The sequence below is a fragment of the Gordonia sputi NBRC 100414 genome (genome assembly GCF_000248055.1).
GTDB classification, from domain to species: Bacteria; Actinomycetota; Actinomycetes; order Mycobacteriales; family Mycobacteriaceae; genus Gordonia; species Gordonia sputi.
This window is the reverse complement of sequence record NZ_BAFC01000043.1, coordinates 1-11307: the sequence shown is the minus strand read 5'-3', so window position 1 is coordinate 11307 and position 11307 is coordinate 1. Positions and strand designations below refer to the sequence as shown.

Here is an 11307-nt window from a genome sequence, read left to right as displayed (position 1 = left end):
TTGCCTTCGAATGCCCAGTCCCTGCCGTCGAGACGGTCGACGGGTTCATCGGTTGCCAGCATCGGGCGCGGATGCGTGAGGCTGTCGGGGAGGATGGGTCGCGGTTCGTCGCTCATCAGGTGCGCGAGCCAGTTCTTCTCGCCGGTCTTGATGAGCGCGTAGCGGCCCTGGATTCGTTCGCCGTGGAGGCGGACGATGATCTCCGACTCACGCCATTTCTCGGTGTCGTACGTGCCGTGATCCCAGATCTCCACGTGCCCCGCCCCGTACTCCCCGCCGGGGATGTCGCCGGAGAAGTCCGCGTAGTCGAGGGGGTGGTCCTCGGTGTGCACGGCCAACCGGTTCTGACCCGGATCGGTCGGCAGGTTCTTCGGCACCGCCCAGGAGACGAGCACGCCGTCGCGTTCGAGTCGGAAGTCGTAGTGCAGACGGCGGGCATGGTGCTCTTGGATCACGAAGATCGGTTCTGCCGACGCCGCGCCGGATGTGCCGGCGGTGTCATAGTCGTCGGTGTCATCGGGGTCGGCGTCATCGTCCTCGCTGTCGGACGACTGCGCGCGACGTCGACGATGCTCGTCGTCGCCGAAGGGTTCCGGGGTTTTCGACGCATCGCGCTTGGCGCGGTAGGTGCTGAGGTCGACGACCGGGCGCGGGCCCGTGTCCTCGATTGCATTCGCGGAGTCGTCTGCGGAGGCTGCGGAGTCGCTGGTGGTTGTCGTGGCGTCGTCGGTGTCTGGTGTGTAGGGGCTGTCGAGCCCGTCGAGCAGATCGCCATCGTCGGCGCGCTCGAGCACCTCGCCGAAGTGCAGTTGTGTCAGGCCCGGACCGGCGAGTTCGTCCCACCTCCGCGGTGCGGCGGCCCACGGTTGTTCGCGTCCGCGCATCGAATACGGCGCGAGCGTCGTCTTCGACGCGCTGTTCTGGCTCCAATCGATGAAGACACGGCCGGCGCGTTCGGATTTCGACATGGTCGCCGTGATCGTCTTCGGGTGTGCCGCCGCGAGCGTCGAGGCGATTTCACGCGCAACAGTGCGTGCGGAATCGGGTGCGACGGGTCGGTCGAAGCGCGCGTAGACGTGAATTCCCTTGCCGCCGCTGGTCACCGGATACGAAGCAAGGCCTGCGCCGTCGAGCATCTCGTGCATCATGAGCGCCACCTGCGCGCATTCGTCGAGTGACACGTCGGGGCCCGGGTCGAGGTCGAGGACGAGTCGATTCGCGCGGATCTCGCCGAGTCCCTTGGGGCCGGACACCTGTGGATCGGCCTGTACGCCGGGCGGCGGGACAATCCACTGCGGCGTGTGGAGTTCGAGTGCTGCCATCTGTGCCAGCCACACGAGAACCGCGGGCGAGTCTGCCATGGCGTACGTGATGGTGCGGCCACTGTGTGCGACGTCGTAGCGGGGAATCCAGTCGGGAACCCCGCTAGGTAGGTCCTTCTCGAAGAAGGGAGTCGACTCGACACCGTTGGGCCAGCGTTTGCGCGTGATCAGCCTGCCGCGCAGATGCGGAAGCATGACGTCGGCGATGCGGGTGTAGTAGTCGACGACCTCGACCTTGCGCGTGCCGGTCGCCGGATACAGCACCTTGCCCAGGTTGGTGAGAGCGATCGTGTGACCGTCGATCTCCAGGCTCTGGGAGGGCGCCATGCGTTCATTGTGCCCAGAATCCCGGCGTGTGCCCAGATTCGGTGTTGGTAGGTGAACCCCGACGGGACGTGACCGATGGCACAATGGTGCCCATGCGCTCGATCTGGAAGGGCGACCTCAGCTTTGGCCTGGTCAACGTACCCGTCAAGGTGTATTCGGCGACAGAAAGTCACGACCGCAAGTCGTATCAGGTCGATTCGTCCGACGGTGCCCGCATCCGTTATCGCAGGGTGCGGGAGGGAACCGACACCGAGGTCGACTACTCCGACATCGCCAATGCCTACGAAACCGACAGCGGCGAGTCGGTGATCCTGACGAAAGACGACCTCGCGAGTTTGCCGGTGCAGAAGAGCCCGGAGATCTCGATCGTCGAGTTCGTACCAGTCGACCAGGTCGATCCGATCTACTTCGACAAGCCGTACTACCTCGAGCCGTCGTCGAAGTCTCCGAAGGCCTATGTGCTGCTCGCGAAGGCGTTGCAGGAGACCGACCGGCTGGCGATCGCGTCGTTCACGTTGCGCAACCGCACCCGCATGGCAGCGCTGCGGGTCATCGAACCCGGCGTGATGACCCTGCAGACACTGCTGTGGCCCGACGAGGTGCGCAAGCCCGACTTCGACTTCCTCGGCGACGACGTGCAGATCCGCGACCAGGAATTGAAGATGGCGTCGTCGTTGATCGACTCGATGGCAACCGACTACGACCCGGACGAGTTCTCCGACACCTACCAGGACGAACTGTCGAAGCTGATCGAGGCGAAAGCCGAAGGCGGCGAGGCATTCCCGGAAAGCGACGAGAAGGAAGAAGCTGCCGACGAGGACTCCGACGTCGCGGATCTCCTTGCCGCGCTGCGGGCTTCGGTGAAGGACAAGGGAGACGCGAGCGGCAGTTCATCGGACGCTGCCGACAAGCCGCCCGCAAAGAAGGCCGCGGCGAAGAAGGCGCCGGCAAAGAAGGCTGCCGCCAAGAAAACTGCAGCCAAGAGCGCCGCGGCCAAGAAGGCAACAGCCGGCAAGACAACGGCCGACAAGACAACGGCCGAGAAGTCCACACCAGCCAAGAAGACGACCCGAAAGCGAGCGGCAAGTTGAGCGACGTACTGGATGTGCTCATCGTGGGAGCAGGGTTGGCGGGGATCGACGCCGCTTACCGTGTGACGGAGCGCAATCCGGGCCTGCGGTACCGGATCGTCGAACAGCGTGAACGCATCGGTGGCACGTGGGATCTGTTCCGCTATCCAGGGGTGCGGTCGGACTCCGACATCTTCACACTCAGCTTTCCGTGGCGGCCGTGGCGTGGAACCAAGACCATGGCGTCGGGCGCCGAGATTCGTGACTATCTCGAAGAGGCCGCGCGGGACACCGGGATTCACGATCAGATCGACTTCGGTGTCACGGTCACCGCGGCCGGCTTCGACACCGCGACCGACACCTGGACTGTCACGACGAGTGTGGGTGACGAAACCCGCACGTACACAACCCGATTCCTCTATTTGTGCACCGGCTACTACCGGTACGACGAGGCGTATACCCCCGACTTCGCGGGCGCTCAGGACTTTTCCGGGACAATCGTGCACCCGCAGTTCTGGCCCGAGGATCTCGACTACACGGGCAAAAATGTCGTCGTGATCGGCAGTGGCGCAACGGCTGTCACCCTCATCCCGAGTATGGCCGACCGTGCCGGTCACGTGACGATGTTGCAGCGTTCGCCGACATACCTGTTCCCCGTCGGCTGGCAGGAGCCGACGACACCGTTGATTCAGCGGCTGTTGCCGAGGCAGTGGGCGCACGACGTGATCCGGTACCGCAACGCGCTCGTCACGCTGTCGATCTACCTGTTGGCGCGGCGTTTTCCGCGTACGTCGCGAAAGCTGCTACGGCAGATCGCGATCCGCAATCTTCCCAAGGGATACGACGTCGACACGCACTTCCGTCCGCGGTACAACCCGTGGGACGAACGGCTGTGCATCATCCCCGACGCCGACTTCTACAAGGCTCTCGGCTCCGACCATGCCGACGTCGTCACCGACCAGATCGACCGATTCACGCCCGGCGGGATCAAGCTCGTATCGGGCCAGGAATTGCCCGCCGACATCATCGTCACCGCGACCGGACTCGAACTGCTCGCCTTCGGCGGCGCGAAACTGTCGGTCGACGGCGTCGAATTCAAGCCGCACGAGAAGTTCGCTTATCGCGGGTACATGCTCAGCGACGTGCCGAATCTGGCGTGGTCGATCGGGTACACCAACGCGTCGTGGACATTGCGCGTCGATCTGACCAGCAAGGCGGTCGGCGATCTGATCGCATACATGCGGTCGCACGGGTACACGTCGGCCGCGCCGAGCATGGGGTCGGCGACGCTGCCCGAGCACATGCTGTTCGCGCTGGATGCGGGCTATGTCCGACGCGGCGCCGTCGCGCTCCCGAAGTCGTCGGATCAAGCGCCGTGGCAGGTCAGGCACAACCTGCTGCTCGACGCCATCGATTCGCGTCGCTACGACGTCACCGAGGCGATGGAATTCCACACCGCCGGGGAGTCGGCGGCAAAAAGCGCTGGCTGACCTGGCCCGCTGACGGGCATCCTCAGTGGGTGACCGTCACCGCCACCGAGACCCGACTACCCCGCGCGCTGCGGCCATTGGCCGGTGCGCAGTTCCGTCGGCTCGTCGCAGGGCTCATCCTGGCGTTGTTCTCCGACGGTGTCTGGGAGATCGCGCTGGTCTGGCAGATCATCGAACTCGGTGGCGGTCCGACGCAGGTGGCGTGGGCGACGGGTGTGTCGGCGGTGGGCATGGTGGTCTCGACGCTCGCCGGGGGAGTGCTCGCCGACAGGATCTCGCAACGATCGATCATCGTGGCGCTCGAAGTGGTCAAGATGGGGGTGTTCGGACTCGTCGGCGTGCTGTCGATTCTCGGGGCTCTCACGCTGCCGATGGTGGTGATCGCCGCGCTACTCGGTGGTGTCACCACCGGTATGTACTACCCGGCCTACTCGGCGCTGCTTCCGCGGATCGTCTCGGCGTCGGAGTTGCAGGCGGCCAACGGAATCGAGGGATTCTCCCGTCCCGTCGTCTATCAGGCGATCGGTCCGATGGTTGCTGGACTGATCGTGTCGATTGCCGCGCCGGGGCCGGCCGTCGTACTGGCGGCTGTCGCGAGTATCGGTTCCGGCGCTTGCTATCTCACCATGAAGCCGCTACCTCGGCGTCGAGAATCCCTGCGGGGCAACCCGATCCGATCAGCAGTGACGGATCTGGCTGAGGGATTCGGCTACGTACTACGGACCCCGTGGCTCTGGGCGACGTTGTTCTTCGCGACGCTGCTGGTACTGGCGACGATGGGTCCGATCGAGGTACTCGTTCCCTTCGCGCTGCGTGAACGCGTACACGGTGGTGCGGCAGACCACGCGCTCGTCCTCGCCGCGTACGGCGCGGGCGCGGCGATCGGATCGGCGTACTTCGCGTCGATCCGGATGCCTCGGCGGTACCTCACAGTCATGTTCGTGATCTGGGGTCTGTCGAGTCTGCCGCTTGTCGTCATGGGCGTTGCCGAACACACGTGGCTGTTCATCGTCGCCGGTGCGCTGCTCGGATTCGGATTCGACGCCCCGTCGGTGCTGTGGGGCACGCTGCTGCAGCGACGCGTGCCGCCCGAGCTGTTGGGTCGGGTCGCGAGTCTCGACTTCTTCGTCGCCGTCGTCCTGATGCCGGTGTCGATGGCGATCGCCGCACCGCTGAGCAACGTCATCGGGCTCACCGCGGTGTTCGTGATCGGCGGCATTCTGCCGGTGCCCGCGGCGATCGCCTTCTACGTCGTCGCGCGGCTGTGGCGCGACGAGGTCGAGCATCCCTTGGACGACGCGGTGGTGACGGCCGCGAGCACGCCCTGAGCGATGTTGCGACAATGGACGCCATGCGTGAGATCGTGACCCTGGCCGCCGCTGCCACCTGGCGTACCCCGGTGATCGCGTGGCAGGGGCTGCGCGCCAAGCGGAGCGTGGTGCGATTACCGCAGGCCGAGGGCGACTTCGGGACCGTCGGCGACGCGTCGGATCCGAGTTGTCTGCGCCTTGTGGTCCTCGGCGACAGCCTCGCGGGCGGCGTCGGGGTCGAGCATCACCTCGATACGCTCGCCGGCGGAGTCGCGACGCGGCTCGCCGCCAGGGAAGAGCGTCCGGTGCAGTGGGTCGTGGCCGCGCGAACGGGTTTCACCGCTGCGCAGGTGATGACGTTGATCGACGACGCCGTGCTTGCACAGGCCGACGTCGTGGTCGTGTCCGTCGGGGCCAACGACGCGAAGAACATGCACACGGCCCGTCGGTGGCGCGACGAGCTGACAGCCTTGCTCAACGCGGTGTGCGCGGCGTCGGAGCGGGCCGAAATCGTGCTGCTGCCGGTGCCGATGCTGCAGATGTGCCCGGCGCTGCCCGGTGCGCTGGCCCAGACGCTGGGCACGCGTGCCGCGCAGTTCGACGCGATCGCAGACGACGTGGTCGCCGGGTCCGGGCGAGTCCGCAGGATCATGCGTTTTGAGCCGTCCGGCGACGGACTGTTCGCCGCCGACGGGTTCCATCCCTCCGCGGCGTTCCACGCGATCTACGCCGAGCAGATCGACGCCGCATTGACCGCTTCCGATGGAGATGCTCCGACGCGTCGCTGAGTCGTCGGCGGCGTGCATTCCCTTTTCGAGCGAATCCCTCGTGCTTTCGATCTATCACTGATAGAGTTCAGATCGTTGGAAGTTTCCAACGATAGAAATCATCCTCTCGGAAGGAATCGCGATGCTCGCGACCTCGATCGGACTCGTCCTCAGTTGGGCCGGCGCGCTGATGATCATCGCAGTCGGCTGCGCCTACTTGGCGAAGAGCGAGAAGAACGCCGCCGGTTTCGGACTGCCGACACCTCCGGCTCCGGACGCACGGGGCTGGTGGCAGGTGAAGGGCATTCGCGACGTCGTCACCGGACTGCTCGTCATCGTCTTCACCTTTGTCGCACTCGACTACCTCGGTGTTCTGGTCCTCGTGCTTGCCTTGATCCCGTTGGGGGACATGGTCATCGTGCTGACCAATCGGGGCAGCAAAGCGGCCGCATACGGCATTCACGCGCGACCGCACTTGCACTGGTCGTCGCAGCGGTTCTGCTCTTTCTCTGATCCGACAATCAATCAACAAGATAATGGAGACCTCAATGACCACCACCGCACCCGTATTCCGCAGCGCCACTGACGATGTCGTCGGCAACGAGCGCGCGTCGATGCACCTGCTGTTCGACGCATCCGACACCGCAGGCGCGCTGAGCTCACTCGAAGTACGACTCGACGCGGGTGTCGACGGCGCCGCACCTCACTTTCACCGGCAGTCGTCCGAGATGTTCTATGTCATCGAGGGTGGCCTGCGTCTGATGGCCGGAGATGAGATCGTGACAGTCGAAGCCGGTGCGGCAGTGTCGATTCCGCGACTCATGCCGCATGCCTTCGGTGCGGTGCCCGACGCTGCGGCACGCGTCCTGATCGTCCTCACGCCCGGCGTCGAACGATTCGAGTACTTCCGACTGCTTTCGCGAATCCAGGCGGGCGAGGCCACATTCGAGGAGTTGGCGGCCGCGCAGGAACCGTACGACAATCATTTCGTCGACGCTCCCGCGTGGTGGAGTGACCGCCAGAGCTCACGTGGATGAGGAGTCGGTGTCCGGCGGCGCGATCAGATGGCGACGAGCGCCGTCGACGACGAGTTCGGTGAGTGTGCGCAGCAACGACGACCCGAGCTTCCAGTACTGCCAGTAGAGCGGTACGTCGACGTGGAGGTCGGTGAAGGTGACCACCCGGCCGCTGTCGAGTGCGTCGGCGATCTGCGCCAGAGGGACTGCGCCCCAACCCATTCCGGCCTCGATGGCGCGGTGGTACTCGGTGGAGGCGGGGATGTAGACGGCGGGCGGATCGAGTCGTTGTCCCGACATCATTCGGAGCACTCTGCGTTGCAGTTCGTCGTTGCGATCGAACTGCACCATCGGGGCCTTCGCGAGTGACGCGTCGTCGACGCCGTCGGGCATCCAGGTGTCGAGGAACTGCCCGGTGGCGACGGGTAGGTAGCGCATGATGCCCAGCGGCCGCAGTGTGGTCCCCCGGATGGGCAGGGGATCGGAGGTGATGGCGCCCATCACCTCGCCGGTCACCAAGCGCGAGCTGTTGACCGCTTCGTCGTCGCGGATCACTTCGACGGCCACGGGATTCTCGCGGTGGAAGCGCGCGAGTGTGGGGAGTAGCCAGGTCGCGAGTGAGTCGGCGTTGGCGGCGATGGGTAGGTGGACGCGGGGGCGGTCGGTGAGTGAGGTGGTCATGGCGTCGTCGAGGTCGCCGGTCAGTTCGAGCTGGGCCTCGAGGGTGAGCAGATTCCACTGCTTGGCCATCCGTGCGAGCACTTCGCCGTCGCGGGTCGCGGTGATCGGTTTGGTGCGACGGACCAGGATGCGTCCGACGGAGACCTCGAGGGCCTTGATGCGCTGGCTGACCGCTGACGGTGTGATGTGCAGTTGGTCTGCCGCGGCGTCGAACGTACCCGCATCGAGTACCGCTGACAGCGTGCGTAGGGCATCCGATCCGAGATCCACATAAGAGAGTCTAATGTTTCGATAGAAACATTCGCTGTACTTGTCGACGACGCGGTCTTACGTTCGTGGCATGACGACGTATCTCCTCGCAGCCATGACCGGGTTGCTCACCGGAGCGGGCTTGATCGTGGCGATCGGGCCGCAGAACATCCTCGTGCTGCAGCAGGGTGTGCGTCGAGTGCATGTGAACCCGGTGATCGTGGTGTGTGCGCTGTCTGACGTGGTGCTTATCGTCGCGGGAGTCGCGGGACTCGGCGCGCTGGTGTCGGCGCATCCGGCGGTGGTCACCGTCGCGAAGATTGCGGGCGGGGCATACGTCGTTGCCTTGGGACTGCTTGCTGCGCGGCGGTGTCTCCGGTCGAGCGAGGCGATCACGGCCAACGCCGACGAGGTGCGCACCGCGTCGCGCTGGGTGGCGATCGGGTCGGCGCTGGCGCTGACGTGGCTCAATCCGCACGTGTATCTCGATACGGTGCTCACGATGGGGGCGATTGCCAACAGTCACGGAAATGCGAAGTGGGCGTTCGCGATCGGAGCGTGCGCGGCCAGCGTGCTGTGGTTTACGTTGATCGGCCGCGGCGGGAGCAGGCTCGCGCCGGTGTTCGCCAAACCGCGGGCGTGGAAGATTCTCGACGGCATCGTGGCCGTGATCATGGTGGGAATGGGCGCCACGCTGCTGTTCTCGGCGTGAGGTGGTCTCATTCCGCTGATTGAGCTGGCCGCGAGCGGAGCGAGCTGCCGAGTCGAAATCACCAGTGGTGGTCTCGACAGGCTCGACCGGCGGGTTGGTCTCGACAAGCTCGACCAGCGGCCCGGCGGGCTCAGGCCAGCCCGAGGCGGTACGCGTAGGCCACGACGGCCGCGCGGTCTCGGCAGCCCGTCTTGGCGAGGATGTGGTTGATGTGCGTCTTGACCGTACTCACCCCCACGACGAGTGAGCGGGCGATCTGTTGATTCGACAGCCCCTGCGCGATCAGTGTGACCACCTCCGACTCGCGGTCGGTGAGGCCATCGGGGTTTTCGGTGCGCGGAGTGATCCCCTCGGGCGACGTCGCAGGCCGGGACAGCAAGGCGCGCATGGCTTTTTCGTCGAGCAGCGAACGGCCGGTAGTGATCGCCGACGATCAGACTGTCGTGCGCGAGGGGTTGCGCTCGATGCTCGGATTGTTCGACTCCCTCGACGTGGTCGGGGTTGCGTCGTCGGCCGAGGATGCTCTCGCGTTGGTCGCCGAGCAGACTCCCGACGTGCTTCTCACCGACCTCCGCATGCCGGGAATCGGTGGGATCGAAGGGATTCGACGACTCGTCACGTCCGGAGCTGCGACCCGCGCGGTGGCGTTGACCACCTACGACGACGACGCGACGATCGTCGCAGCACTCGACGCCGGTGCCGTCGGCTTCCTGAACAAGGATGCCGACCCGACCGCGATCGAGTCGGCATTGCTCTCGGCAGCGGCCGTACCGTCATGAACCCACCCGTGTCCTCATCTATCAGCCGTCATCAACCAAACCGGACCGTCAGATCGAAACCCTGTGCGGTCGTACCGTATTCCAGTGATCCGCCCGCCGCCGTGATTCGTTCGGCCAACCCGGTCAGCCCGTTGCCGCCGCTGGTGTGACCACGGTCGACGAAAGTCGACGGGTCGCCGACCGAGCGCACCCGAACGAGGTGCGGCGTGAACTCGATACGTATGGGTGCGCCTGCGGCGTGACGCATCGAGTTGGTGAGCCCCTCCATGAGTACGGCGCGCACGTCGTCGTGCCAGAGTGCGGGTACGTCGTCGACATCGCCGGATACTTCGACGTCAAGCCCTGCGCCGGTTCTCAACTGCGCCAACGTCTTCGGTAGCCATTGATCGAGCGGGTCCGACTCTCGCACCGTGTTGTCGCGCAGCGATTCGACGGCGGTCTTCGCCTCACTGAGGCCATCACGTGCCAACGCGGTTGCGGTGCGTAGTTTTTCGGTCAGTTCTGCAGACGCCGACTCGCGTTCGGCCTGCAGTGCAGCGCCTTGCAGCGTGATGATGAGGCCCGAGAGTGTGTGCGCGAGAACGTCATGGAGTTGTGCAGAGATCTGGCGTTGTTGCTGTGCCAAGGCCGCGCGGGATTGTTGGGCGGCGATGATCTCGCGTTGAGTTGCGGCGAGTTCTGCGGCGTCGCGTTGACGGCGTCGTAACTGAACGAAGACGAAAACTGCTGCCGCACTTGCGACATTGATGCAGACAGCCCAGGCGTTGTGTGTCTGCCACCACATCAGGACGCCCAGCGCGGTCAGTGATGGCAGCGCGATGAGCGTCGACGCGAGGATCGATGTTTGCGACATCGCCGCCGCGGCAACGCCGATATAGGGCAGCCAGACCGTGGCGTTGCCGTGAAACGCGAACGCTGCGACGACTGCAGCCGCCATCATGGCGATGGCGTGCAGCGTCGAGACCTTCGTGCTCCAACTCTGCGCATTCTTGTCGCGCACCACTGAACGCAACAACAACACCACCACGACGCTGACGGCGATCCAGCCGATGACGGCTGCCCAGACCGGCTGCTTACCGGTGTCGGCGAATGCCGAGACCAGCACGGCGACCGCGACGATCCCGCGGATCAGCAGGCGGTCCGTCGCCACCGGGTCTCGACTCGTTGTCACACCGCAACCGTAATCTGGACGTCGGAGAGTCGGGGTGCAGGAGTCTCACGATCCACCCGATCTCCACCCAGGATCCACCCTCGGGTTGATGTTTCGAGGCTGCCGCGAGCCGATGCTCGAAGCATGAACATTGCAAGCACAGCAGTCATCACTGTCCTGGTCGTCGGCCTGATCCTGTACCGCCAGACGCGGGAACAGCCGATCAAGGACAACCTGTTCAAGCTGCCGCTGATCATCGGGGTCATCGGCGTCTTCGAGACCGCGCAGTACCTTGGCGGCGGACACCATGTCACGGTCGGCGCGACGGTTGCGGTCCTCGTCGGCTTTGTCGTCGCGGCGGTTCTGGCGGTGCCGCGAGCGCACAGCATGCAGGTCTACCGCAATCCGGCCGGGGTGATGGTCCGCAAGGGAGG

The 11307-nt window shown here is 65.1% G+C and carries 12 protein-coding genes and 1 pseudogene; 9 read left to right on the top strand and 4 right to left on the bottom strand.

All coding sequences use genetic code 11. The features are described 5' to 3' along the window. The coding region (gene ligD, locus GOSPT_RS05805) for a non-homologous end-joining DNA ligase (RefSeq protein ID WP_005204000.1) at window positions 1-1649 on the bottom strand (1649 nt) is incomplete at its 3' end. Window positions 1650-1741: 92 nt separating this feature from the next. Here ligD and ku point away from each other — a divergent pair. The 6 genes from ku (at window position 1742) to GOSPT_RS05775 (ending at window position 7323) form a co-directional block, all read left to right on the top strand. Next, window positions 1742-2740, top strand: a complete 999-nt coding sequence (gene ku / locus GOSPT_RS05800; protein ID WP_005203998.1) for a non-homologous end joining protein Ku — start codon at window positions 1742-1744, stop codon at window positions 2738-2740. Next, on the top strand, window positions 2737-4209 hold the full coding sequence (locus GOSPT_RS05795) for a flavin-containing monooxygenase (protein WP_005203996.1): 1473 nt from the start codon (window positions 2737-2739) through the stop codon (window positions 4207-4209). The genes ku and GOSPT_RS05795 overlap by 4 nt, the downstream gene beginning before the upstream one ends. Before the next feature lie 29 nt (window positions 4210-4238). After that, the gene (locus tag GOSPT_RS05790) at window positions 4239-5537 is read left to right on the top strand and encodes an MFS transporter (protein ID WP_005203995.1); all 1299 of its coding nucleotides are present in this window, start codon (window positions 4239-4241) and stop codon (window positions 5535-5537) included. A gap of 23 nt (window positions 5538-5560) precedes the next feature. After that, the gene (locus GOSPT_RS05785; protein WP_231894584.1) at window positions 5561-6307 is read left to right on the top strand and encodes an SGNH/GDSL hydrolase family protein; all 747 of its coding nucleotides are present in this window, start codon (window positions 5561-5563) and stop codon (window positions 6305-6307) included. A gap of 121 nt (window positions 6308-6428) precedes the next feature. Then, complete coding sequence (locus GOSPT_RS05780) at window positions 6429-6872, top strand: DUF4267 domain-containing protein (RefSeq protein ID WP_005203991.1); 444 nt, start codon at window positions 6429-6431, stop codon at window positions 6870-6872. Further along, entirely contained in the window at window positions 6835-7323 is a 489-nt protein-coding gene (locus GOSPT_RS05775) for a cupin domain-containing protein (RefSeq protein ID WP_005203988.1), read from the top strand. The genes GOSPT_RS05780 and GOSPT_RS05775 overlap by 38 nt, the downstream gene beginning before the upstream one ends. Here GOSPT_RS05775 and GOSPT_RS05770 read toward each other — a convergent pair. Then, the gene (locus GOSPT_RS05770) at window positions 7312-8253 is read right to left on the bottom strand and encodes a LysR family transcriptional regulator ArgP (RefSeq protein ID WP_005203987.1); all 942 of its coding nucleotides are present in this window, start codon (window positions 8251-8253) and stop codon (window positions 7312-7314) included. The genes GOSPT_RS05775 and GOSPT_RS05770 overlap by 12 nt on opposite strands. Window positions 8254-8323: 70 nt before the next feature. Between GOSPT_RS05770 and GOSPT_RS05765 the strand changes: the two genes are divergently transcribed. Next, on the top strand, window positions 8324-8944 hold the full coding sequence (locus GOSPT_RS05765) for a LysE/ArgO family amino acid transporter (protein ID WP_005203985.1): 621 nt from the start codon (window positions 8324-8326) through the stop codon (window positions 8942-8944). A 130-nt stretch (window positions 8945-9074) separates the two neighbouring features. On the opposite strand, the gene GOSPT_RS05760 is transcribed toward GOSPT_RS05765, so the two are convergent. Next, window positions 9075-9332, bottom strand: coding sequence for a response regulator transcription factor (locus GOSPT_RS05760; protein WP_005203983.1), 258 nt, complete (start codon window positions 9330-9332; stop codon window positions 9075-9077). Here GOSPT_RS05760 and GOSPT_RS05755 point away from each other — a divergent pair. Beyond that, on the top strand, window positions 9331-9723 hold the full coding sequence (locus GOSPT_RS05755) for a response regulator (RefSeq protein ID WP_231894583.1): 393 nt from the start codon (window positions 9331-9333) through the stop codon (window positions 9721-9723). The two genes, GOSPT_RS05760 and GOSPT_RS05755, sit on opposite strands and share 2 nt — an antisense overlap. 31 nt (window positions 9724-9754) lie before the next feature. Here the strand turns inward: GOSPT_RS05755 and GOSPT_RS05750 are convergent, their stop codons facing one another. Beyond that, entirely contained in the window at window positions 9755-10894 is a 1140-nt protein-coding gene (locus GOSPT_RS05750; protein ID WP_039854961.1) for a sensor histidine kinase, read from the bottom strand. Between the two features lie 123 nt (window positions 10895-11017). Here GOSPT_RS05750 and GOSPT_RS05745 point away from each other — a divergent pair. Then, window positions 11018-11307, top strand: a pseudogene (locus GOSPT_RS05745) (hypothetical protein); the annotation flags it as partial.